We start from the raw sequence: 24,768 nt of genomic DNA, 5'->3' as shown, positions 1-24,768 counted from the left end.
CCATCATGAGCAGGCGGTCATGCCCTGGTCAGCGGTGCCGCTTGCGGCCACTCTTGCCGGCGGTGCGCCGACGCTTCCGGGCGCGTCCGAGTCGGGCGGCGGGAATACGCAGCGCCCGGGCCGCGAGCTGCCCGAGCGCTTCGAGTCCGGCCCGGTCCGGGTGCGCGGAGTCCAGCGCGGCGGCAACCGCGTCCCTGGCATCTCGGCCCTGGGCACGCAGCACCTCCTCGGCGCCGTCCCCACCGCCCGCCAATTCCACGAGCTGGAGCAGGTTCTCTGCGATCAGCAGCAGATGCTCAGCATCGGTCATGTCCTCGGGGGACAGCAGCTCATGGTGCGCCAGCGCGGTCAGCACGAGCGGCGCCAGCGCTGCGTCGCCGCGCAGCAGCCGCTCGCCCTCGCCATCCGGCAACGCCGTCAGCAGTACAGCGAGCATCGCCTGCGCACGCACCAGGAAGGGCATGGACCGTACCGCTTCGACGAGCTGCCGCAGCGCGGCATCCCGCTCGCCGCGGGCCGAAAGCCAGCCGGCCAGCTCCGCGCGGGCAGCATCCGGGTCGTAGTCCTCGGCCAGCACCCCCAGCAGGCCGGCCGCCGACGCCTGGGCCAGTTCACCGACCAACGGTGCCTCCCAGCCGGCCGCCAGCAACCGCTGCCGTACAGCGTGGGTGCCCAGCTCGGTGAGGCGGATGAGTTCGACCGGACCGACGGTCAGCTCCTCTCGCCGGGCATCGGCACGCTCCTGCGCCGCCGGGTCCGTTGCCATCCCCGCGACGCCCAGCAGCTCCGCGAGCTCCGGCGGCATGTCCGCAGGCAGTTCGTCTCCGTCGCCGGAGAGGTCGACCTCCAGGAAAACCGGATCGGCCATCCCCCGATCACGCTCGATCGCGCCCAGGTCCGCCATCGCGTCGAGCACTGTGCGCAGGTCCCGGTCGGCGTGCTCGAACCACATCCGGTACTGAAGGTCCGATCCGCCGTCCAGCCGGAAGCGGGTCCGATAGGCCAGGTGTACGGAGTCGCGCAGCCGCGGCCAGGGCATCGAGTACGACAGGCTGTAGAGCGTGTTCAGCACGTCCTCCAGCGTCCTCGTACGCATCGAAGAGCATCGACTCGACGTGCCAGCCACTGCGCGCCCCGATCAGAGCCTGCCACAACTCGAAACACGCCTCGAAAGCACGGAGCCACAACTGAAGCGGATCGGTATGCACCGGCCGGGCCCTGGCCACCGCATACAACCGCCCCTTGGCCACCCGGACCAGCCGCGCCTTCTTCGCCCACTCCACCAGCAGCCGCGGCAGATCGGCCGAAGAGCGCACCCCTTCGGCCTTGTCGCCGGTACCCAGCACGTCCACCAGCTCGCGGGCATCGGCCATCCGCAGCCGCCCCGCCGCCGTCACCGCGCGGCCGTCGCGCCCCGCCCACTCGGCGAGCCCGCGCAACTGCCCCACGATCGTCGAGGCCTCGGCCCCGTCGGCGCAGCTCGTCGTCCGGGGGCAGCACCACGGGCAGTTGTGGCTCGGCCCGAGCCACACTGGACAGAGCACGGCCGGTCAATCGCCGTTCCATGACCGCGTCCAGGGCCTGCTGGTCGTAGGCGACCTCCCCGCGCTGAGCACGCTCCGCGAACCGCTGCAACGCCGCCCCGTCCAGAACAACCACGCCCTGCTCGACGGCTGTCATCGCCCAGAACTTCGCCAGACCCCAGCGGGTGCGGTCCGCCATCGCCCCCGGATACAGCTCCGCAACCGCGTCGACTGCTGCGAGGGAGTCCTCGAGTGCGGTTCTGTCGACGATCTTGTGATCCAGGTGGTCCGGGCTCATCGTGCCAGCAGGACGCGTTTGCGAAGGAGATCGAGGCCGGCCCGGCCGAACATCTGGCGTTTCAGCATCTTCAGCCGGTTGACGTTGCCCTCGACGGCGCCGGAACTGTGCGACAGAGTCAGACCGTTGCGGACGGCGTCGAGGTCGCGGCGAAGGTTGCGGGCGAAGGTTGCCAGGGGAACCAGGGTGTCCTGCTCGGCGTCGGCGATCCAGTCCTCGAGTCGGTCGCCGTGGCGGCCGGTCATCATCGCGGCGAACTTCCTCACATGGCAGGTGAGCCGGTCCAGCTCCGCATCGCGCTCGCGTAGACGGTGCAGCTTGTCCGTGTTTTCGTCTCGCAGGTGCTCGGGGTGCGTCATGATCCAGGAGGTGACCTCGCGGACCGAGGGAGGCTTGGGTCCAACGGCGGGTGTGTGTCCGCGTCCGGTCCGGTAGCGTCGCAGGTGACGCTGGACGGCCAACTCGCCTCCGGGATAGCCCAGTTGCTGAATCTCGCGGTAGAGCTGTGCGGCGTTTCGGACGCCTTCGTTCCAGCGCCGGTGCAGATGGCCGACGTACGGGTCGACGACGCGCGCCCGCTGCAGGCTCTTGGCGACGACGTCATCGGCGGAGCGGGCATTGACCAGCTTGCGGATGGTGGCCTGGTGCAGGCCGAGTTTCCGCCCGATCGCCGCCTTCGACATGCCCTGCGTCCACAGCTCGTGGGCGGCTGCGTGCTGTTCGCGCAGGCGAGTCACGATCTTCAGCTCTTGTGGCGGCTGGACCACTGCGGGTTCGCCCTCCACCCACTCGGCGGCGTCATCTGGAGCCGGTTCGGCCAGGCGGGAGCGATGAGCGTTCACACTCTTCTCCACTGCCTGGCCGAGGTTGGCCCACAAGTGATACCGGTCGGCGACCTGCTGAGCCTGTGGCGCCCCGAGCCGAGCGCCCTCTCCGTAACCACTCGAGCGGTCGCGGCAGATCACCTTCACCTCGGGATGGCCGCGGAGCCAGGCGGCCAGGTCCTCGCCCTCGCGGCCGTCGTAAAGGTGCAGCGGCCGGTGGGTAGCCATGTCGATCAGCAGAGTGCCGTAATGCCGGCCCTTGCGAAAGGCGAAGTCATCGACACCCAGCACCTCCACCTCGCCGACATCCGGTTCCGGCACCGCTCTGACCATGCGCAGGAGTGTGTCCCTGCCCACCGTGATGCCGATGACGCCCGCCAGGCGGGCTCCCGCCCGGCCCGCCAGGGCCAAGCCGATCTGCGTCAACATCCCACGCAAGACTGGCGTGTAGCGACTGTGTGGGGTGGTCAGTCCCGCGATCTGTTCGGCGAACGTCACCGCCGGGCACCTGGCGTTCTCGCAGCGGAATCGGCGTACACATAACTCGATCACGACACCGAGACCGCCGACGGCGACGTCACGCAGCCTGCGAATGTACCTGCCGTGCACCCGTGCCGAGCTCTCACCGCACCGGCAGACCGCGACCATCGCCCGCACACGAGCCCTGAATACCACCCGGTCGGACTGCCTCTCCACCTCCTCGATCAACAACGGGGACAGGTAAGGGAACAACTCCAAAAGCACATCACGAGAGCACGCGATGCATGATCGCGAAGATTTGACGCGACTCGTTCCGCCGTCCACATCACAAGATCGTCGACAGAACCTCGAGGTGCGGGGCCGCGCGGATCCGCCAACTGCGCGGCGTGCAGATAGCGCAGCAGCGTACGCAACGTGTCCGGGGCGTCGCCGCGTTCCTCCCCGGGAAGATCAGTGATGATCTCCGGCAGCCAGCGGAGCAGCAGCTCCTCCACATTCCGCGGCTCCCCCAGCCCCAGCCGACCGTCGGCGGTGGCCCGGTGGCGGTAGTCCAGCGCCGCCCGGTCGACCAGCAGCCCGCACGCCGCCTCGAACTCCTCCTCGGCCCCGGCTTCGAATCGCATCCGCATGAAAGCCCGCCCAACCTGTCCTCAGAGGACGTTCGTGTCATTTATGTGGTGGTTTGAGGTAGTTCTGTCGTGCCCGAATTGGCTCCATACAGATAGAACAGGCGATGTGCGGTTGCAGCTTCGACAGGTGTGGCCTTACGTTTCGCCCCGGTTGCATCTGATAGCTCCTGTCCGGTTCGAAGAACCCGTCGAAAGCGGCTTTTGCCTCGCTCGATCGAGTGATATGCCCGGGTAGGGACCTCGTGCATGAGTATCCCCATGACCTCTTCGCAGCAGCGCCAGCCGTACCTGAGTGATCTCTCCGATGCCCGCTGGGCGTTGATGGAGCCGACGTTGACGGCCTGGCGGGCCGAACGTCAGAAGACGTCGCTCAACCTCGGGGGCAAGCTCACTGACCTGCGGGAAGTCATGAACGCGATCCTCTTCCTCAACCGGACCGGTGTCCCGTGGCGCTACCTGCCGCACGATTTCCCGCCGCACACCACCGTGTTCAGCTACTTCAGCGACTGGACCGCGGACGGCACCATCGAGAAACTCGGCGTCCACCTGCACCGCATGGTCCGTGAGCAGGCAGGACGCACCGCCGAACCCACCGCCTGCGTGATCGACGCGCAGAGCGTCAAGACCGCGACCAGTGTCCCCACCGATACCCAGGGAACCGATGCCGGCAAAAAGATCGTCGGCCGCAAACGCAGCATCGTCGTCGACACGCTCGGTCTGTTACTGCTGGTCATCGTGACTGCCGCCAGCGTCTCCGACAACGAGGCCGGCAAACAGCTCCTCACCCAGCTCGCCACCGACCATCCCGCGATCACCAAGGCATGGGTCGACACCGGCTACAAAACCCAGGCCATCGAGCACGGCGCCACCCTCGGCATCGATGTCGACGTCGTCCCACGAAACGAGCAGGTCAAAGGCTTCTCCGTGGTCCCGAGGCGTTGGGTCGTCGAGCGAAGTTTCGGGTGGATCATGATGCATCGCCGCCTCGCCCGCGACTACGAGGCCAAGCCCGCGCACTCCGAGAGCATGATCCGCATCGCGATGATCTCGAACCTCGCGAAACGAGCAACCAGCGAAACACCCATAACCTGGCACAACCCATGAACTATCCGGTTTTCAATCGGAACGTCCTCTGAGAGCGAGCAGGTCCACAAGCGGCTGGTCGGCGAGCTCAAGAACTTCGACACCATGGTCAAGGCATACGGAACTGCCGACGTCTATCCGGTCTACCGGCACCAGTCGGCCTATTCGCACACCACGGGCGCGACTGCCGACGCCTTCCTGGTCGTGGACGACGGCAAGTTGAAGTTCACCACGGAGCCCAAGGGCGGTGAGGCCGATATCACCGCCGAGCGGCTGTGGATTCCCGTGGCCTTGCTTCAGGCGGCAGCAGCCATCAGCCCGCTGCTGGTGGGCAATCCCATGAAGCCGACCATCGAGAAGGCGATGAGTGACCTTGGCCTGCCGCCCACGTTGCTGAACCTGCAGCGCACCCGGCCGCTCATCTGACGCCCATTCGCAGAATCGCCGACCCCTCGGCGCGGCCGCCGGCCCCCGGGGATACGGATAGACCTCTCCCCTCGGCTATCGCGAGGTAAGAGGTGTCGTCTTCCGAAGGGGGCTTGCCCATGGCCCCTGACCTGCATAGATGGAAGATCACCAGTTTCCGGGGGTCCCACCTCCGGTCACACCTGCGGTCCCCCGCCTAGTGCACCCCTGCAGCCACCTGTGCACGCAATCTCCGGTGCAACCCCCATGCGGCCCGTGTGGCATACGGGCGGGCCGGACTGGGCAAGCCCCCGGCAACCATCCGATGGAAGGTCGCTCTTGGCCGGTCGGTCTCTTGCGCCTGGGCGTTGGACTGCCCGACCGTTTGGGCATCTGTTGTGCAGCTCGGGGGGTACGGGTTTGGGTAACAACCGGGTGCGGCTCAGCGGTGGTGCGGCGTGGCAGACGGATTTCCGTCGCCGAACCACAGGCCGGGCTCCCAGGACCGCGATGGAGATCGCCACGGTCCGCCGCACGCTGAACCACACGCTGACCGAATTGAAGCGGGCCATCGACCGGTACGCGGTCGCGGTCGCCGCCGACCTGTACGCCCTGGCCTGGCAGCAGGCGGCCGGAGCTCCACCGAGCGAGACCCGCGAGCAGCGGGCCCAGCTGAAGAACCTGAAGGAGATCCTGGGCTCCCGCCGGTGGCAGGAGGAAGAGCGCCGCCAGGCCGCCGCGGCTCCCCCGCAGTCCGTCCCCTCACCGCCGCGGGTAGTCACCGCCGCCCCCCGGCGGCCGGGTGCCACCCGGGCCGGCGAATCCGTCGCCCGGTCTCCACGCCGGAATCCCTCTTCGTCTGCGGCGCCCCGGCGTTCTTCCGTACCGCCCCGGCTGCCCCGGCCGCCCGTCCCGGTATCGGCGCCTGCCCCGGAACCTTCGCCGGTCGTGAAGGTTCGCCCGCCGCGCAGGGAAGAGCCGGCACTCCTGGAAACCGGGCAGCTGTGGGAGCTCGCGACCGAGCTGCGGCCGCTGCTGGAGCAGACCGCCCAGGCCGGCGCCACCACCACCTGGCCCCAGATCCACAAACGCCTGCCGGGCCTGCCCCGTCTGCACGCCGACGACCAGTGCGTGCTCCTGTGGCTGGTCGACGAAGACGGTCGGAAGGGGGAACCGCTCCTGTCCGCGCTCGTCACCGTCGGAGACCGCCAGATGCACCCCCGCTTCCCGGCCGTCGCCGAACAGCTCGGCTGGACGACCCCGACCGGCACCCGTCCGCACACCGCATGGAGCTACGAGGTCCTCAAGGCCCACCAGCACTGGCGCCACCGACGCTGACCCGGCCGGGCCCCAGCCCTGGGCAAGCCCCGCGCGACCGGGCTTGCCCAGGGTCCCCTTCGGCTTGCCCCCGCAGCGGGTCCGCAAGGGGACGGCGCCGCGCGGACACCCCGTGGCCGCGCGATCCCAACTCCCCACGGCGCCCATCCCCGCCGCACCCGCTCACCCAAGACCCACCCTCTCTTTCTTGATCATTGGGCGCAGGGGGACGGGCAGAAGGGGATGCCTGACCTCTCACCACGCCCCACCATGCGGTTTGGCCTGGGCTTTTCCGGTGCTTGCCGGAACCGGGGTGTACCAGATGGTGAACCAGATACCTGTACCGGATGGCGTACCAGATCGTGTACCAGATACGGCAGTCCGGCGGGTGCCTTGGCTTGCCCACTCTTGCCGGGAACCGGGCAAGCCTGGGCAGCCGGACTTCCTTGCCCAACTCCCCGGCCTGGCGGGCGCCCTCGCGCCCCGGACGGGAACAACCTCCTCTCTGTAGTCCATACAGAGAGGTGTCGGCGCGCCCCAGACCAACCAGGCGGCCCTTGACCAGCAGTTTCCCGCCGCGCGCTCTCGCCCCTACGCAACCCGTTGCGCAACCAGTAGAGCAACCCACCCGGCAACCTGATGAGCAACAAGTACCGCAACCCGTACGGCAACCACCACCAGGCGCAGCGCGGGCCGCGCGCCCTCGCGGCGGGCCACCGGCCCGGCGCCCCACCCAGCCACCGCCAGCGCAGCGCCCGCCCACCGACACGCGCCGCCCCGCCCCCACCACAACCCCCACCAACCCAGGCATCAGGGCCAGGCAGAGCGTACGGAGGGAAGTCGGCATGCCGACCACCGCTTACCAAGGGGTCTGACCTGCGCGAACGATGGGACGTCACGGGGAGTGATGCAGCCCCTCGTACAGCCCCTTGTACAGCCCGTACCGCAGCCCCCACCACAGTGGCCACGGTAAGAGCGAGACGCCCCTCCACCCGCCGAACAGCCGCTTCCCCAGCAGGGCCACGGAGCCGCCCCCAGACGCCTAAGGCGCCCACAACGCCCCGTCCGAGCCCGGCCCCACGCCGTCCTCGCCGCGGGGCCGGCCGCACTCCACCCCCGCCACTGCGGCCACCGAGCCGCCCCCTCCATGAACCCCAACCTCCTGTACGGCTACCGCGTACAAGAAGGTGTCGGCGTCGAAGTTGTCCATGCCTGGCAGCGCTGATCAGCAGAGACGGCCGGGATCACGAAAGTCCTTGCCCACCCCCCGGCAGTGGTCCCGGCACACTTCCCGGCACAACGCCCGGATCACCAGTGCAGCCAACCCGCGGCCCAACTTGCCCACACTGCCAGGCAGCCAGCCCGGACCACGCACCGGCCCCGTACACGTCGCCGCGATCCACACCAAGAAGAGAAAGGGCGCTCCCTCCCTATAGGGAAGGAGGTGTCAGCACACTTCCCCCGCTTACCCCCACCGCCCGACCAGCAATGATCCGAGCACGCTCCCCCGGACACCGGTAGTAGCACCGGTAGTTACCGCGGTAGGAGCGCCGGTAGTAGGGCCGGTAGTAGAGCGCCAGGCCTCGCGCCAGGTCTCGGCGTTGAGAGGGCCGCGGCCGTCGATGACCTTCGGGTTCGCGGCGCGGGAGGCGAGCCGGTGTGGGTCGACGTGGGAGAACTGCGGCCATTCGGTGAGGTGCAGCAGCAGGTCGGCGCCCTGGGCGGCGGCGATCGGGTCGTCGATGTAGTCGAGTTCGGGGGTGCGTCTTGCGGGCGTTGTCGACGGCCTGGGGATCGGTGACCGTGGCTGAGCTAGTGGAGCTGTTGGGCGACGGCCGAAGCACTGGCGAAGTACGGCCTGGGTCCAGGAGTGCTCGGCGTCGAGCCGAGGATGAGCCTGTCGGGGTGGAGGGTGTCCTCGATGGCGAACGACTCGCACGGGAACTCCGGGTTTCAGGCAACCTCGATCGCGTCGTCTGGGGTGCGCGAAAAGCGGCACATGCTGTTCATACCGCTGATGAGGTACCGCGATAAGGCCGGTCGGTGCCTTTTCAAGCGCCGCTTCCGCAGACAGGGTGTCAGGCATGGATATCTCGCCGTTTCTGCAGCGCAAGCTCGCCCGCCGCTTCGCCACCTTCGACACCAACCGTGACGGCTATATCGACCGCGCCGACTTTGAGTCGGCCTGCGACCGCCTCGCTGGCGCCTTCCGCCTCGCGCCCGACACTCCCGCGCTCAAGCACATGCGAGAGCTGAGCGACGGCTTGTGGCATCACCTGTCCCGGGCTGCGGATACCGACGTCGATGGTCGCATCAGCCTCGCCGAGTATCAGGCTGCGTTCGCCGCCGGGTTGCTGGTGACCCCCGCTTCCTTCGACGCCGGGTACTTGCCGTTCCTCGACGCGCTGATGGACATCGCGGACGAGGACGGCGACGGGAAACTGACCCGGGATGAGCAGGTTCGCTGGTCTGGCGCCCTGATGGGAGTGCCTGAACCGGACGCTCGCGAAGTCTTCGGCCGCCTCGACCAGGACGCCGACGGGCTGATCAGCCGGGACGACATGCTTCAGGCAATCCGTGAGTTCTACTTCAACGAGGAACCCAACTCCACCGGCGTATGGCTGCTCGGACCACTGGATCCCGCATAGCAAACCCACAAGATTGAGCGTCATCACCGCGCGGTAAACGGGCACCGATGCCCGGGGGACCGGGTCGCAGGAAGCGGGGGTCGGCGGCCGTTTCTTAGTTTGGCTCGGGCAAGCCCCTGCGCGAGGAGAGAATGCGAGGCCCCCGGCGGTCCAATTCTTGCATCCCCGCAGTCCGACGGAGCAGCACGCGGGCCCCGGGAAACAGCAACGCCCCCGGGGCCAGCAGGGCACAGGGCTGGGGGTACCTCAGCTGGCTGGCTGGTCTCCAGCGTTCTGCTCGGCTTGTTTGGCCAGTGCGGCGGTATCGATCTGCGGCAAGCCTTCTCCGGTCTCCCAGTCGATGTCGGGAGCCTGGGAGAACTCGGGCTCGGCTTCCGCCGCGGTCGGGACTTCGATGACGCCGGTGCCCAGCGGGTACTCACCCACGACGAAGGAGTTGTTGATCCTGAAGGTCAGCGTTTCACCGCCGACGAGGGTGTCGTCCGCGCGGTAGACCTCCAAGTGGTGGACCTTCACCCACAGCACGCCGGCCGACTGCGGGGGGATGCTGATCTGCTTGGGTACGGATTTTTCCTCGAACTGGGTGACCGTGGTCCGCGACTCGTAGCCGGTCTCCCGGGTGATGTCGACCGAGGCTCCCACGGACAGTGCCTTGAAGGAGATGCCGGCGCTGGCGGAAACCGTGATGGTGGTCTTCTCGGTGAAGGTCTCGCTCTCCTCCTTGGTGATCCCGGTCTTCACTTCCTCGCCCGCGACGGCGGGCCTCGACCCGTCGCGGTTGTGGCCGTAGACAGCCACCTCGTAGCTGACCTGGCGGCGGATGGAGTAGAAGGGGCTGTTGTCGATCTTCCACTGCTCGCTGCGGTCGGGGTCGTTCACCGCGGTGAACGGCACCCGCACGATGCGGTCCGTCACCGGGACGGGGGCAGAGGGCTGCGCGGTCGACGTCATCCGCGGCGGCTCGGGCACCTCCCGCGTCACGACATCAGCGGGTACCTCCAGCACCCACGAAGTGGGGGTCGGGTCCGCCACGTTGTGGTGGTTCACCGTCGTCGTGTGCTCCACGGCCAAAAACAGCCGCTCGGCCGTGTCCGTCACCGAGGTGAGCGGGGCATCCAGCCCCCACACCGCCACATCGACATCGGACCCGGTCCCTGCGTCGTTCCACAACTGCGGGGTCACCCGTGCCGCGCGGGCGTAAGCGCGGCCCGCGTGCTCCTTCTTCACACACCAGATGGCATTCAGCGGCGGCGCGGTGTCCCAGCCCTCCCACCACACATCCCCCAGCGCCACATACCCAGCCGGCGGGATCGGCCGCCACGCCGACCCATACAGGCTCGCTCCGCTGCCCTTGTCGCGCCAGATCCGCTCGTAACGCACCGGACTGGCCAACGGACCCTGCCCGTTGCCCCGGTTACGCAGCAGCGGCATCGGACGGCCGGTCTCGGAAGCCAGGTCAGGTAAGAGCACGATGTCGCCGGCCGAGCCGGGCGTGTCCGCCGTGAACACGTAGGTCGCCAACGGACGCCACCCACCCGTCCCAACAAGGCCCGGCGGCCTCGGGAGCCAGACGTTGACGCCCCTGCGGCCGCGTGCCCCCATGCTGCTCCAGATCCGCGTTCTGGCGGTGGTGTAACGGATGTCGATGTCACCGAAAGTCTCGAGGTTCGGCACAAGCCCCCCTTTGCTTGGATATACCCGCGTTGTGCGGGTACGCGGATTCGAGGCTAAGGGCGAGTCCACAGCAACGCCCTCGCTTCACACAAAAACGATCACCGCAACTACACGTATTCGGTCGCGTACACCTGTGGCCTCCACCAAGGCTGGCCCCGGAACGCTGCACCATCCGGCGAGCGCACCTTGAGGGCGGCAAGGCCGCTTCGCCAACCTGATCGACCGTTAACTCTTCTCCGCCCCCGCTGAGTTGTCCCGGCGGAGTGGATGGCCTTCGGTGCCGGTCAGCACGATGCCGCCCAGCGGCACTTCGTCCAGGCCCTCCGCCTCGCCCGCGCGCGTGGCTCCGGAGGCGGGCGGTGATCGGCAGTACGCACTAGGGCCTGTTGTGAAAGTCGATCTTGGTCATGGAATGATCACGCGCTGTGGCGCGTGGAGATCTGACGGACGAGCAGTGGGCCAGGCTGGAGCCGTTGTTGCCGAAGGGCAAGAAGCCTGGCCGGCCGCCGATATGGCCGAGGCGGCAGCTGATCGACGGCATACGGTGGCGGACCCGGACCGGGACGCCCTGGCGGGATGTGCCCGAGCGGTACGGGCCGTGGGATCGGGTCTACGACCTGTTCCGGCGCCATCAGCGCGACGGCACGTGGAAGCGAGTCTTCACCGAACTGCAGGCCCAGGCGGACGCGAAGGACCTGATCACCTGGGATGTCAGTGTCGACTCGACGATCTGCCGCGCCCACCAGCACGCCGCCGGAGCGGTCAAAGGGGGGATCTTCAGAAGGAGCCGCCCGGCGGCGTTGAGGTCGAGCCGGACGACCACGGTCTCGGGCGCTCGCGAGGCGGGCTGACCACCAAGGTCCATCTCGCGGTCGAGCAGGGCCAGAAGCCCATGTCGATTGTGATCACGGCCGGGCAGCGCGGGGATTCCCCGCAGTTCGAACCGGTCCTGGAGAACATCCGGGTGCGACGGCAGGGTCTGGGGCGTCCACGCAAGCGGCCGGACAGAGTGCGTGCCGACAAGGCGTACGGCTCCCGGAAGAACCGTGCCTACCTGCGCCGACGTGGGATCCGGTGCACGATCCCGGAGAAGAAGGACCAGGTCCGCAACCGTAAGAAGCTCGGCTACCGCGGCGGCCGCCCGCCGACGTTCGACAGGGCCGACTACCGCGAGAGGCACGCGGTCGAATGCGGGATCAATCGCCTCAAGCGCCACCGGGCCGTGGCCACGAGATACGACTGTGAGGATGGTCGGGTGCCGCCCCGGGCGGTGGTCTGGCCCGAGGTACGACTGGCGCTGATGCCTTGAGCTTGATCTGCCGACCACTGCCCGAGGCGGTGCGTGCTGCCGCCGGACCAGTGGGCGTGTCCCGATAGGGGCCTTCGCGACGCGCACCGTCACAGTCCTGACCGCCTCACCGGCCCGGCGCCGGCCACCAGTCCCCCCAGGCGTTCAGGAGACAGACGACCGTGCCCAGCATGACCCGGCAAGCCCCTCCGCCGCACGACACGACCAGCCACCCAGAGGACATCGTGCTGGGCGTGGACACCCACAAGGATGTGCACGTCGCTGCGGTGATCACTTCTACCGGAGCCATGCTTGACACTCGTAGCTTCCCGACCACGCGAGAGGGATACCGACAACTCCTTTCATGGGCACGGGCCTTCGGAATTCTGAAGCGGGCTGGAGTCGAGTGCACCGGCTCCTATGGTGCCGCGCTGACCCGCTACCTTCAGAGCGAAGGCATCGCGGTCACCGAGGTCAACCAGCCGGACAAGGCCTTGCGGCGCCGACGAGGAAAGACCGACGCGATCGACGCGGCGGCCGCCGCCCAAGCGGTGCTCTCAGGCCGCGCCACCGCCACCGCCAAGACCACCGACGGTCCGGTGGAGGCAGTCCGGATGTTGATGGCCAAGAGCTCTGCGGTCAAGTCACGCTCGCAAGCGATCAACCAGCTCAAGGCCGTCCTGGTCTCCGCAGACCCCGCGCTGCGTGAATCGCTGGCAGGCCTCAGCAACCCTAAACTCATCCGTCGATGCTCCGAGTTGGAGGACTCAGCCGGGGCCACCCCGGCCATGGCTGCACGCCACACCCTGCGGCTGCTAGCCAGCCGGATCCGTCACCTCACCGAGGAGATCAACGACCTCACCAGACGGATCACCTCGGCGATCACCTCCTACGCGCCGAAGCTCCTGGACTGCTACGGCGTCGGCCCTGACACCGCGGCCGCATTGCTGATAGCAGCCGGCGACAACCCGGACCGGATGGGCGGCGAGGCTTCCTTCGCCGCCCTCTGTGGCGTCAGCCCGGTGGAGGCATCATCCGGCAAGACTCAGCGTCGCAGGCTCAACCGAGGCGGTGACCGACAAGCCAACTCCGCCCTCTACACAATCGTCCTGGCCCGACTGCGCTGGGAGAGCCGCAGCCGCGAGTACCTGGAACGACGCATCGCCGAAGGCAAGACCCGCCGCGAGGCCATCCGCTGCCTCAAACGCTACGTCGCCCGCGAGATCTACCAACTCATCACCATGCACGGGAAGGCCACTCCTGCACCAGCGCCAGCCGCAGGACGATATTGACATCCATAGGGGCATCAAACTCGCCGTCCGCTACGAAGCAACCGTGCTGGTCGCGGCCATCAATGAGTGGCTGTGACCCCGCAGCCGCAACAGCCTTCAGTTAACCCTTTGCCGATGAGCCGAAAGACCAGCTACGTTCTCCGAGCCGTCCATGTTGATCCGGACCGGCACTGTCGACGAGGAGGTGTGGAGCACATGCGCAGGAGTGCCCAGCAGTTGAGCCCGCGTACTGACCTTTGCCAACTCCTCACGACGGAGACACCTTGTCGCTCCGCATCACCCCACTGACCGACCCTGCTCACGGGGCGCACAGCCGACGCCTTGCATGGCTGGCGTCTGACGCCGATTCCATCCCCGTCGGGACGGCCTTTCTGCGCCTGTTCGATGGCGGACAAGAGCACCTGGCCGAACTGACCCTCCACGTCCATCCCGTGGAGCGCCGCAAGGGCGTCGGCTCCCGGCTCCTCGACACGGCCGTGACAGTCGCCCGGGACAACGCCCGGCGCTGCGTCAGCGCGCAGGCCCAGGCCGGATCGCCCGGCGATCACTTCCTGCTGGCCCGCGGCTTCCGCAAGGTCCTCACCTTGAGGTTCGCCCGCTTGCCGCTGGCCGACGTGGACGCCATCGCCCTCGCCGAGGTCATCGAGCGTCCGCATCCCGGCTACCGGCTGGCGTCATGGCAGGGAACCGTCCCCGACGCCCTTGCCCAGACGTTCGCCGCCTCACGCCGGGCCATGGACGATATGCCCATGGAGGACACCGACTACGGCACCGTGGCTTGGGACGTGGAGCGGGTTCGGGCTGCGGCGAAGGACGTCGAAGAGCGCGGCAACCAGTTGCACACGGTCGTCGCCATCGACACCTGCGACAACTCGATCGCCGGATTCACCGAACTCGTCGTCCCCGGCAATGGCACGGGTGATGGCCAGCACTACGGCACCGGCGTGCTGCCCGAACACCGGGGACACGGACTCGGCCGATGGATGAAGGCCGAGTCGATCCGACAAGCCCACGGGCGCTATCCAGACCTCGGCGGCCTCCTGACCGACACTGCCGACAGCAACACGCACATGAGACACATCAGCGACAGCCTCGGCTACGTGCCCACGCACACGACACTCCAGTACCAGCTCGACCTGTAGAAACGAGCGGACGGGCCGGACCTGGGCATCACCTCGTCCGGCCCGTCGGCACTTTCACAACAGGCCCTAGGGGCAGGACCACGCGGGCTTGCTCTCGGGTGGCCTTGAGTGCCCTTGGCCGTACGGTTCAGCGCGTGTACATCACGTAGAGCTTGCCGTCGTGCGAGGCAGCGGACGGCTCTCCCTGAAGCGGGATCTTCTTGGTTCCGCTGACGTAGTGGGCGGCACTCCAGGGACCGGCTGCGGTGCGGGTCGCTGCACGCAGGTAGCCGTCCATGTCCCGCAGGAAGATCCACAGTTTCCCGTTGTGGCTGGCGAGGCCGACGCCCTTGGAAACCTTCCACGTCGGGTGGACGGGATGCTCGTCCCAATTGGAGGTGCCGCCGGAGGTGGTGGTGTACACCTTGCCGTCCAGTCCCCGGGCGATGCGCCACACATGGTCGCCGGTGGCGGCCATCGCGACGGGGTTTTCCGTGATCCAGTTCCGGTTGTTCTGGTACGCCCCGCTCCACTGTTTGCCGTCGTGGGTGTTCAGGTAGACCTTCTCGTCGGTGCCGACGTGGGTCAGCCACACCCGGTTCGAGAACGCCGCCATCGTTGGCGCGATGCCCGGGTTGTAGCCCTCGAATTTCTGCGGCGGGGTCCAGGACCCGCTTTCGGTGAAGGTGCGCCACCACAGGCTGTCGCCACCGCCCGTGACGGCGTAGAACAGCTTGCCGTGGGCGGCGACTAGCGCGGGGGCGAAGATGCTGTTGTCACTTCCGACCGGCTCAGGCTTCCTCCACTGGTGCCCCTCCCGGCGGGTCCACATCACCTTGTGGTCCTCGGGGCGGACGAAGGCGGCGTAGAGCTTGCCGTTGTAGGAGGCCAGAGCAGGCGGCGTGATGCTCTTCCAGCCCAGGGAGACCGGTGCGCCCCACGTGTCGCCGGTCAGCTGCGCGCACTCAAGGGTGCGGACGGGAAACGGCACCACACTCGTGTGCCCCCACACCACCTTCAGCGTGTGGTGTCCGTCGCCATTGAAGTTCCAGGTCGCGTGGCCACGGTGGGAGAGGACGGCGAGGTCCTGCCGCTCCAGTCCGATCAGGCGGGAGCAGGACAGGTCGTCGTAGTTGCGCCAGATGTCGATGGTGGCGACGAACACCTTCGCGACTTCGAAGCCGATCGTCACCCACAAGGGGACCCCGAAGCCGCCGAACAGGTCATCGATCAGGCCCAGGGCCGACAGCTGCCCGTCGATGAGCTTGACCGCGGTGTTCAGCGCGCCCTTCAACGCGCTCCACCACTCTTCACTGCTCTGGTCGGCCTCCCAGACGGAGATGTGCGCCGCTACGAGGCCGGTGGAGTTGCCCTGGTAGAGGACGTTGTTGGAGTTGAAGCGGCGACTATCGCCCTTCTTGAGCCCGCCGAACTCCTGTGACACATACGAGTGCCCCCCTGCGCCGGCGGCCGTGGAGGCGGTCCAGTAAATCTCGTCCCTGCCGCCCCACTGGTCTCCGACGGCCCGTGCAACAACGAATTCGTCCATCACCAGCTTCACCGGGAAGGACTCGGCGGCCGCACGGTCCTCTCCTGTGTCCTGTCCGCCCACCGCCTCCACCGCCTGGCCCACGCCGTCGCCGGCTACGGCGGCAGCGACCTGCGGGGGCCGGGCGTAGCCGGTCACCGCGATCCGCGTGTCACGCATGGCGGCGATGAACGCGGGGTCTTCAGGCTTACCGGCCGCCACATCGAAGGGGTCGACGATCTGGACGTTCGGAGACGCCAGAGCCTCGTCCGCAAGGCCCCTGAAATCCTGCTTCAGGTCAGCGATGCTGTAGCCCTGGTCCACCGACAGCCGCGTGATCCTCTCCGGCACCATCGCCAGACTTCCCTGGCGATCGACCAGGTTCCGGTACGTCAGCCCCCACTGCTTCAACTCGGCCTCGGAGACCACCGTCCGCAGCGCATCCAGCAGAGGCCGCTCCAAATCCGTGGGCGTCTTACCCCGCCGCACCCGCTCCGCTCCGTGCAGCAACGCCCCCAGCAGGATGTTGCTGTACGAACCGCCCTGCCCCAGCGCACGACCCACCCGCTCCTGGGCACGCGACCCCGACAGCAGGGACCCCAGCCGCTCCAGCCGGTCCTGCTCACTCGACTTCACCTGATCCGACACCGAACTCCCCTCGGTTGCGCTACGCGCAGCCGCAGGCCGCGCTCCGCAAGACGCTAACCACCCCGAAGCAGGCAAAAGCGCCAAAGTAGGCAACGATTCAGATGAAGGTCTGAAAACGCCTTCTTGCCCTGAACCGCTCTCGCCGTAACGAACTGCGGGCACTCTGCACATCGTGGGATTGCGCAGGCGCCCCACCAGGCTCCCCGCACCAACCTTGCAGCCGCCACTGACAGCGCGGGCCTGTCGGCGTCAGCTGCGGAAGCGTGAGAGCCAGGTGCCGCCAGCCTTCTGCTCGGGCACCGTCTGCTCCTGGTGCTCGGCTTGGCGCTCGGCGGTGAGGGCGCGCTGCTTGCAGTCCCCGCACAGGTGCGGGTGGGTCTCCCGTGGGGCGTCCCACCCGGCGGGCGCGATGGCCTTCCACCGTGCGTCGGTGAACCGGCTGCCGCAGCCGGCGCACACGGGACGGGGGGCCTCCCGCTCGGCCCGCCTCTGTTCGGCCACGCGGCGCAGCTGCTCCTTGTACTCCCGCTCGCGGGCTGCCGACTCGGCCTGCTGGCGGGCGTCGTGGGCTTCGCGGCGGGGGTTGCCGATCGCCTCCAGGAGCGTCTGGTTCTGGGGTCGGCCGAAGCGCCGGAAGACCGCCCCGGCCGGGCCGTGCTCTTGGAGCTGCTTCATTCCGGTGACCACGATGGGGAGCTTGCCGTCGTACATGTGGAAGCCGTCGCCGTACGCCTCGCCTTGCCAGTGCCGCCTAGTCAGTTCGGCCAGCTGCGCGATGACGGTGTTGGGGTTACGCGGGCCGACGCGGTTGAAGACGAGCAGCAGCGGCGGGTGCGGCTGATCGTGACGGCGGCCGTCGGGCACCCACCAGCGGGTGCGCCACATCGGACGCTCCTTGCCGTCCACGTCCTTCACCTTCCGCTGACAGAACCGCATGTACTTGTCGATCTTCGCGGCGAGTACCTGCGGGGACTCGTAACAGTTGTCGATCTCCACGAACAGCAGCGGCACCCCGTCCTCGGGCGCGGCGATGACGATGTCCGCCTGGGCGCCGCCCTTGCCGGGGTTGGACCAGGTGCCCGTCGCGGGCAGCGCCACCTCGGTCGCATAGGAGGCGATGGTGCCCAGCCCGGCCGGAGCGGCAACCGCGGCCTGCGCGGCGGCGAGGACATCGGCCGGCTCACCCTCGATCTGGGTGAGAACTCTCGAAACTGAGACAGCGTCACCCTCCATGAGATAACGCCTCATGACAGTGAAATCTCTCACCCCACGACAGTGAAAAACGCCCGCCACCAGCCCTCTGACCAGCAACAAGAACCCTCAACCACGACCCCCGCCACTGACTCTCACCACCACTGACACCAACCAGAGAGATCGCACAGGGCCATGACGAATACGTCGTGGTCCTGCGGCGCGGGCCGGGGGAGCCGGTCCTCCACGGAGGGAAGGACCGGGGATCCTCGTTGGAGATCCAGTGGCAGGGCAGGGATCGTACGGTCTCCACGAAGGATTCCCGCTCCGGGGTCGGCAGGTAGGCACAGCCCGGCCGAGGCTCCGACCTCGATCAGGGCGAGCGGCTGGGGCAGGGAGGCAAGGAGCGGCAGCAGGGTGGCACATCGCCCGGCCTCGTTCGTCTGGGTGAACCGCCCGCGCATGGTCTGCTCGACCCAGTCCCATGCGGCCAGCGTCCAAGCGCGGAAGGCCGGGTAGTCGGCGACGGGGCCGCCGAGGAATCGCACGGCCCCCAGCAGCAGGTTCGGCTGCCATTTGGATACCGGAAGGCGGTCGATCAAAGCCAGCAGCTCCTCGTCCACCGCGATCCGAGCCGCCAACATGTCATAGGTCGCGGAGTGTCCGCGTACCTCCGTGCTCGCGAAGCGCCGGTACCGCTCTGCCGTTTCCATCGTCCGCTCCTCTGTCGTGACGATCTTGACGGCAGAGCATGCCCGGGGAAAAGAGTTGCTGTTGGAAAGTTGCCAACGGCTTTCTACGCGCGGCCCGGTCAGGCACTCAGCCGGCCGCCGCGGCCGACCCCTGGCCGAACCTCGGAACGTCCTCCAGCCCCACGTCCAGGCGCAGCCGCAACCGCAGCGGGTGACGCCACACACCACCCCGGTCCACCGCCCGGTCAGCACTGACCTCCGCGACCAGATCGGGACACGTCCAGGAGTCACGGCTCTCCCCACGTCGACGTGAACCGCACTCCTCGGGGATGCGAGACGGGGTGGCACCGGGTCCGTTTGGCACGCATCCTCACGCCCGGCCGAATGCTGTCCGCAACGGGTCTGTGCACACCAGCGGAAGGGTAGGGAGGGGTCGGTTCCGATCATTTTCGATCGCGAGGAAAGATCGCGCCGCTGTGGCCGTAGGAGGCGTGTGACGCGCCTGTGCGTCACGGTGGAACGATCTTGTTGGAGAGCAAATGACAGCGCTGGAGGTTGCCGAGGTTCTCTCGGCTGCGGCCGGTGTGGTTCAGGCGGTGATCGCCATTTTCCGCGCTCTGCGCGGCCGGCGGGGCCGTAAGGGATCCCCCGCGCGTGCTCGGGCGGCTCGTGCTGATGGGGCCTGCGGGTGCCGGCAGACCGTGGTGATGTTCATGGAGCCGGTAGGCGGTCACATCAGGATGTGGGCCATATCCTCTGCTGCCTGCGGAGCCTCGGCACCCGGATGGGAGCGCGGCCCGTGGTAGTCAGCCCGTCCCCGCAAGCACCAGATGAGCGCTGGCATCAGGAAGTCGACGCTCTCTTCGGCAACGTCGGCGTCGTGGAGAGCTGGATGTCGACCTTGACGGGGTACGTCGACCGCCACCATCCCCGCCTGCGCGCTCAGGCAGAGCACATGGCGGCTGAGACGATCGGCCGGGCGTACGAGGCGTGGCTGGACGACCCGGGCAAGGAGGGGCGCGGGGTCCTGCCGTACCTGATGGTCATCCTGAAGAACCTCGCCAACGACGCCTACCGCGTTCCCTCGCTCCCGGCGGACGAGGGCACGATGAAGGACATCGAGCGCCACATCCTGGCGCGGCCTGCGCGGTCCTCGGACCTGCCCCTGTCGTTCGGCAGCATGACGCCGCACTCGCCGATCGAACCGATGGACGAACTCATCAAACCTGCCATCTCGCGGATGAAGCCGACGCAGCGCAAGACCGTCGCGGAGATGCAGAGCTGTGGCATGGACGACCAGGCCATCGCAGAACACATGAACCGCGGCGTGGCCGTCATCCAGACCTTGAAGAGCAAGGCGGCAGAGGAACTGCGGGCGGATACCAAGCTGCGGCTCCACATCCGCGACGAGGAACCCAGGAAGACCCGGCGCCAAGACGAGGGCGAAGGTGAGTGACGTGAGCGTCAATGACAGCGGACAGGGCGGGCTCCGGAGGGCGATGCCTTCCGTCATCGCCGCCCTGCTGTCCGAGGGGAAGGGAGCCGACTTCTGGGACCGGCCCAGGGGTGACTGGGGCAAGCCCCAGGTGCGGCGACTCGCGGAACGTGAGCAGCGGCGGCACGCGAATTCCTGCTACCGGCTCGGGTCTGCGGCGCTGCGCACGGGAGATCTCGAACTGGCCCGGAACTGGCTGCGTCGCGCCTTGGAGGAACAGCATCCGGGAGCTGCCTTCCGTCTCGCGGTCGCTCTGTGGCGGTCTGGTCCTGATCTGGCCGGCGAGGCGGTGCCGGCCTTGGTGAGCGCCGCCCGGTGGGGGCATGGGGATGCCCAGGTGTTGCTGTACCAGGCGGGTTGGGATCTGGCCGGGATCGGCCTGTCCTGCCACGAGGACAGCGGTGTGCGGCAGGACGGTGAGTTCACGGCCGACATCGAGGCGTTGCTTCACACGGTCCGCCCGAGCCGTCGGCAGGGTGAAGCTGTGCGGATTCCTCACCCCCGTACCACCGCGGCCGAGGCCCTCTGGCCTAGGGTCCGTGAGGCGGCAGGCGGCGCGCAGGGCGTTGTCCATCGGCGTGACGTACCCGGTGAGAGGTCGCCTGTCCCGGCTCCGGCGCCGGGACCGCGGTGGGCACCGGGCCCGTTGAGGCAGGCATCGCTGATGGACATGGCCCAGCAGGTGCCTGGAGCGGGACGGCCGGCGCGGCGGTGGCAGTCGGCGCAGCGGGTTCTGGAGCTGCTGCACATCATCGCCAGTGCCGGAATGTCGGTGAGCGAGCGTCATCTGGCGCAGGCCACGAGCCTGTCCCGCCCTGTGGTGCAGCGTCTGCTGGTCTGGCTCGGCCAGCAGCAGCTGGTGCAGCTCACGCCGGACGGCGGATACGTGCCGGGGGTCGCACTGCGGCTGCTGGCCGCGCCCCATCACCACCGCCGCGGGGCTGTGATCGGGCAGGTCCTCGCAGCTCTGCGTGATGCTGTCGGAGCGGCCGTCTACATTGGCACCTACCGCAACGGGGAGGTGGAGATCGCGGCCTCGGCGGACGGACCTTCCACGCCCGGAGTGCGCAAGGTGGCACCCTTCGAGGACTCCGCGCACGCCACGGCACTGGGCAAGAGCCTGCTCGCCCAACTCACCTTCGAGCAGAGGATGGACCACCTCGCCCGCCGCCGGCCGATCATGCTGACCCAGCGGACCATCACCGACCGGGCCTCGCTCTTCCACAGCCTCGACGGATACGGCCCCCACGCCTCGCAGTTCGATCTGTTCGAGTACTCCAACGGCGACCTGTGCTTCGCCGTCCCGCTGCGGATCGGCAACGAGATCGGCTGTGTGGCGCTGTCACTTCCCCACACACAGCGCCACCGCCTGCTCCAGGCGGCGAAAACACTCTCAAGCCGATCGGCCGGCCTGCTGCTGTCACTGCTGCTGGCCACAGCGCCGCCCGCCCTGGAAAGCGGCCGTCACGATGCCCTCATGCCCCGACACGTCGAGGAATCCCTCGCCCCCGGGCCCGCCGACTTCACCAAGCAGCCGTCCACCCGCCTCGGGGTTGACCACTGGCCAGGCGAGCTGAGCGAGTACAGCTTCCACGCGCGCACCGAGGCAGAAGAAGAGGAGGAACAAGAACTGGATGCGGTGGTGCTCCAGTTCCCCGTACGGACCCTGGATCCCCCGCTCGTCCCCAGCCCGGACGTACTGACATCCACCAGCCTCCTCCTCGCCCCAGCCGTAGCGGGGAGCCGCCACTGACCCATCCATCCACCAGGCCGGGCACCACACCATCCCACCTCGGGAAGCCGGTGCCCGGCCCCGGCACACCAGGCGCAGGACGGCCCGTGGCGGCGGTCAGCCAGCCGCTCTGCCGCCCCTCCCGAACGGGTCCAGGCTGACCTCTCCCCCCTCACCGGCCAGCGGGGGCGTGCATCACGTGTCTCGAAGCCGTCGGCGGGCAGGACCGCGGGCGGCTCCGGTTGCACGCCCCGTTTCAAGGTCAGGCCCTTTCGCCCCGCTCTTGGAGCGAGACGAGTTCGTCCAGGGTCTCCCGCAGGTACTCGTGAACCGCGTTCTCCGGCACCCGGAAGGAACGGCCGACTCTGATCCCCGGAAGGTGACCGCCGACCTGTTCGGCGTGCCGCGCTCCACGGTGTACGGGCACCTCAACCGGGAGAAGACCGTCCCCCGTCAGCCGACGAAGGCCACGGTCGCGACTGCCCGGCATCTACGACCCCACCGGCCCGGGGAAACTGCTGTTCGCGTTCTTCGCCGCGATGGCGGAGACCGAGCGGGAGAACATCCGCGAATCCACGCTCGAAGGGCTCGACACCGCCGCCCGCAAGGGCAAGCACGGCGGCCGGCCCCCGGTCATCACCGACGACATGCTCCACACCGTGCTCCGGCGCCGCGCGGGCGGCGAGTCCGTCGAGCAGATCCAGCCCGACCTGATCATCCCCACCGGCAAGCGCAAGGGACAGAGCCCCTCCGTCGCCAGCATCTACCGGGCGCTCGCCGAACACGCCAAACACGAGGCGTACCCCGAAGCTGTCGAACAGGCCCACGCCGACTTCGCCGACCTGGAGGTCGGCGAAGTCCCCGGACCCCGCCCCGCTCTCCCTGACCGAGCGTCACTCTGATTACAGAGTGTTGCTTGTCACTTCGCCGTAGCTTCGGGAGACAGGGCCGTGAAGCCCGCGAGTTCGCGGAAACTGAAGGTTCTTCGGCATGAACCCGAGGCGGATTGACCTGATTCTGCGGGATGAACCCGTGGGTTCGTGGTCAACTCGCTGGGCCGGTCTCGGCGGCCAGCACCAAGTCGACACCGAGTGGGCTGAAGTCGGCGACGACCGGGGTCCAGTCGTTGGCGTGCGCCGCCGGCGACGCAGTCGTGATGAGTGCGTCCGGCGAGGTTAGGTGCGAACAAATGCGGCTGGGTCGGCCAGGTAGCGGTCGAGGTCCGGGTCTTCGTGGAGTGCGTAGAACTCGTCGTGAATCTGCCAGGCCGGGCCGAGTTCGGTGCGAAGGCGACTGAGCGCTTGGCGTACCGCCTCGTTGAAGTCGTGGCACTCCGCTGCACGCCACGGTCCCGGGTCCGGGGGGTAATCCCAGTTCAACGACGTATCGTAACGAGTTACCAGCCTGCTCAGGCCGTCGCGGAGGTCGTGACTGACCGGCAGTCGGTCCAGATCAACCGGGTACCCCCACACCTCCCGGTCCTCCGGGGCCGCCCACAGGACTGCGCCTGATCCCGCGTCGAAGAAGAACCTGGCGGTGGGCATGGCGTCGGCCTCTCGATATGTATATCGGTTCAAGCAGCCACCACGGTACTCAACAAGGCTGCCGCAGCAGCCCCACAGTCTCCGGTTGCGGCTGACGCCTCGCCTTCAACCCGATCGCAGATAGATCGGACAAAGTGAGAACTCTTCGAGAATCCTGAAGCTCCGTCACCGGATCGAAGAACACTCCAAGGAGGCCGAACACCCTGGCCACGGGGACAAGGGTTAAGCAGGGCTCAGGGGAACTAACGGGATGTCACGCAAAAGGCGGGGCCCCCTGCGGGGGGGTGCCGCCCTTGGGTTGGCGCCGGTTCCGCTCAGGCGGCGCGACGGGTCTTGCGGCGGCGTACCGCGACGGTGATGCCAGCACCGGCAACGATCAGCGCGGTTGCCGCACCGCCGATCGCCGCGGTGTTGTCGTTCGTGCCGGTCTCGGCGAGGTTGGAGCCTTCTTTGGCCGCAGTCGGCTGGGCGCTGTTGGTCTTCATGGTCTGGTGGATCCAGCCCGTGTAGGCGGGTGCGCTGGTGTAGAGGCCCGGGCCCTGCGAGCACGGCACGTTCGGGGCGCCGGGTCCCGAGGTGACGCCGATCAGCTCCCAGCGGCCGCCCCGGCCCTTTTGGACCTGCGGTCCGCCGGAGTCCCCGAAGCACGCCATGGCCTTGGGCACGGTGGTGATGGTGCACAGCCGGGTCCGGTCGGCGTAGCCGGGCGCACACTCGGACTCGGCACCCCTGCGGGTGTTCAGCTCATGCAGCCGGTCCGGGAACTTGAGCTCGGTGTCGGCGGTGGTGCCGAAGCCCAGGAGCCGGGTCGGCGTGCCGGGCTGCCCGGCCTTCTCTGCGATCTTGATGGGTTGCTGGGCAACCGGTTGGTCCAGGCGTATCAGCGCGATGTCGTTCTCGTTGGCGGTCTTGCCGCCGCCGCTCACAAAGCCGGGGTGGACGAAGGTCTGGTCGATCTTCCGGACGGTGCCGCCGGACTTGCGGTGGTCGCTGCCGACCCGCACGGTGCCGTCCAGCTCGAGGCCGTCGCCCTTCACACAGTGCGCCGCCGTCAGGACCCACTGCTGATCGATCAGCGACGCCCCGCAGTTCCCGTCGAGAAGGCCGTGCTTCGGGGCGGACTCCGGGATGGTCGCCATGAACGGGTAGCTCTCGGTGGAGTCCGACCCGTTGACAATGGCTCCGGCGCTGCCAGCCATGACGGTGGTGCAGGCCGCGGCGGCGAGAACGCCGACGGCTGCGGTCCGGGCGGTACGGCGGCGCAGCGGCTTGAAGCTGAACACAGATGGTTCCTTGATGCTCGGTGGATCGTTACGCATTCAGCCTCGTCGTTCGCGGCCTGCCGGACCATCCAGG

At 68.1% G+C, this 24,768-nt stretch carries 16 protein-coding genes and 3 pseudogenes; 10 read left to right on the top strand and 9 right to left on the bottom strand.

The window, feature by feature from the left end; translation table 11 throughout:
• Positions 1 to 28: 28 nt before the first annotated feature.
• The 3 genes from OG522_RS40155 to OG522_RS40145 form a co-directional block, all read right to left on the bottom strand.
• On the bottom strand, positions 29 to 1,096 hold the full coding sequence (locus OG522_RS40155) for a hypothetical protein (protein ID WP_329468435.1): 1,068 nt from the start codon (positions 1,094 to 1,096) through the stop codon (positions 29 to 31).
• 721 nt (positions 1,097 to 1,817) lie between these two features.
• Positions 1,818 to 3,302: an ISL3 family transposase gene (locus tag OG522_RS40150; RefSeq protein ID WP_329468645.1), complete on the bottom strand. Its 1,485-nt coding sequence runs from the start codon at positions 3,300 to 3,302 to the stop codon at positions 1,818 to 1,820.
• A gap of 47 nt (positions 3,303 to 3,349) precedes the next feature.
• Positions 3,350 to 3,748 carry a hypothetical protein gene (locus OG522_RS40145; RefSeq protein WP_329468434.1) on the bottom strand — a complete coding sequence of 133 codons (399 nt, stop codon included), beginning with the start codon at positions 3,746 to 3,748 and terminating at the stop codon, positions 3,350 to 3,352.
• 264 nt (positions 3,749 to 4,012) lie between these two features.
• Here OG522_RS40145 and OG522_RS40140 point away from each other — a divergent pair, with 264 nt between their 5' ends.
• From OG522_RS40140 to OG522_RS40125, 4 genes are all read left to right on the top strand, one after another.
• Entirely contained in the window at positions 4,013 to 4,858 is an 846-nt protein-coding gene (locus OG522_RS40140) for an IS5 family transposase (RefSeq protein ID WP_329468433.1), read from the top strand.
• A gap of 84 nt (positions 4,859 to 4,942) precedes the next feature.
• The gene (locus tag OG522_RS40135) at positions 4,943 to 5,263 is read left to right on the top strand and encodes a hypothetical protein (protein WP_329468431.1); all 321 of its coding nucleotides are present in this window, start codon (positions 4,943 to 4,945) and stop codon (positions 5,261 to 5,263) included.
• 489 nt (positions 5,264 to 5,752) lie between these two features.
• The gene (locus OG522_RS40130; RefSeq protein ID WP_329468430.1) at positions 5,753 to 6,580 is read left to right on the top strand and encodes a hypothetical protein; all 828 of its coding nucleotides are present in this window, start codon (positions 5,753 to 5,755) and stop codon (positions 6,578 to 6,580) included.
• 2,063 nt (positions 6,581 to 8,643) lie between these two features.
• A complete protein-coding gene (locus OG522_RS40125; protein ID WP_329468429.1) occupies positions 8,644 to 9,207 on the top strand; it encodes an EF-hand domain-containing protein in 564 nt (187 codons plus the stop codon).
• Positions 9,208 to 9,453: 246 nt separating this feature from the next.
• On the opposite strand, the gene OG522_RS40120 is transcribed toward OG522_RS40125, so the two are convergent.
• Positions 9,454 to 10,881, bottom strand: coding sequence for a Vps62-related protein (locus tag OG522_RS40120; protein WP_329468428.1), 1,428 nt, complete (start codon positions 10,879 to 10,881; stop codon positions 9,454 to 9,456).
• A gap of 425 nt (positions 10,882 to 11,306) precedes the next feature.
• On the opposite strand from OG522_RS40120, the pseudogene OG522_RS40115 reads away from it, so the two are divergent.
• The 3 genes and pseudogenes from OG522_RS40115 (at position 11,307) to OG522_RS40105 (ending at position 14,603) form a co-directional block, all read left to right on the top strand.
• A pseudogene (locus OG522_RS40115) lies at positions 11,307 to 12,190 on the top strand (IS5 family transposase).
• A gap of 170 nt (positions 12,191 to 12,360) precedes the next feature.
• Entirely contained in the window at positions 12,361 to 13,461 is a 1,101-nt protein-coding gene (locus tag OG522_RS40110; protein ID WP_329468427.1) for an IS110 family transposase, read from the top strand.
• Positions 13,462 to 13,724: 263 nt separating this feature from the next.
• Positions 13,725 to 14,603, top strand: coding sequence for a GNAT family N-acetyltransferase (locus OG522_RS40105; RefSeq protein ID WP_329468426.1), 879 nt, complete (start codon positions 13,725 to 13,727; stop codon positions 14,601 to 14,603).
• Positions 14,604 to 14,730: 127 nt separating this feature from the next.
• On the opposite strand, the gene OG522_RS40100 is transcribed toward OG522_RS40105, so the two are convergent.
• From OG522_RS40100 to OG522_RS40090, 3 genes and pseudogenes are all read right to left on the bottom strand, one after another.
• Positions 14,731 to 16,758: a hypothetical protein gene (locus tag OG522_RS40100; RefSeq protein ID WP_329468425.1), complete on the bottom strand. Its 2,028-nt coding sequence runs from the start codon at positions 16,756 to 16,758 to the stop codon at positions 14,731 to 14,733.
• Positions 16,759 to 17,007: 249 nt separating this feature from the next.
• Positions 17,008 to 17,991 (bottom strand): replication-relaxation family protein, encoded by a 984-nt coding sequence (locus OG522_RS40095; protein ID WP_329468424.1) that lies wholly within the window; start codon positions 17,989 to 17,991, stop codon positions 17,008 to 17,010.
• A gap of 212 nt (positions 17,992 to 18,203) precedes the next feature.
• Positions 18,204 to 18,662, bottom strand: a pseudogene (locus OG522_RS40090) (DUF2332 family protein); the annotation flags it as partial.
• A gap of 871 nt (positions 18,663 to 19,533) precedes the next feature.
• Between OG522_RS40090 and OG522_RS40085 the strand changes: the two are divergent.
• The 3 genes and pseudogenes from OG522_RS40085 to OG522_RS40075 form a co-directional block, all read left to right on the top strand.
• Positions 19,534 to 20,097, top strand: coding sequence for an RNA polymerase sigma factor (locus OG522_RS40085; protein WP_329468423.1), 564 nt, complete (start codon positions 19,534 to 19,536; stop codon positions 20,095 to 20,097).
• Between the two features lies 1 nt (position 20,098).
• Entirely contained in the window at positions 20,099 to 21,889 is a 1,791-nt protein-coding gene (locus OG522_RS40080; protein ID WP_329468421.1) for an IclR family transcriptional regulator domain-containing protein, read from the top strand.
• A gap of 458 nt (positions 21,890 to 22,347) precedes the next feature.
• Positions 22,348 to 22,770 (top strand): annotated as a pseudogene (locus OG522_RS40075) (recombinase family protein); the annotation flags it as partial.
• Between the two features lie 273 nt (positions 22,771 to 23,043).
• Here OG522_RS40075 and OG522_RS40070 read toward each other — a convergent pair.
• Positions 23,044 to 23,247 carry a hypothetical protein gene (locus OG522_RS40070; protein ID WP_329468419.1) on the bottom strand — a complete coding sequence of 68 codons (204 nt, stop codon included), beginning with the start codon at positions 23,245 to 23,247 and terminating at the stop codon, positions 23,044 to 23,046.
• 479 nt (positions 23,248 to 23,726) lie between these two features.
• Positions 23,727 to 24,695 carry a S1 family peptidase gene (locus OG522_RS40065; protein ID WP_329468417.1) on the bottom strand — a complete coding sequence of 323 codons (969 nt, stop codon included), beginning with the start codon at positions 24,693 to 24,695 and terminating at the stop codon, positions 23,727 to 23,729.
• Positions 24,696 to 24,768 lie beyond the last annotated feature (73 nt).

It is taken from the genome of Streptomyces sp. NBC_01431 (genome assembly GCF_036231355.1).
Classification (GTDB): domain Bacteria; phylum Actinomycetota; class Actinomycetes; order Streptomycetales; family Streptomycetaceae; genus Streptomyces.
Note: the sequence above shows the minus strand (reverse complement) of the source record. Positions and strands in the feature narration are given on the sequence as shown.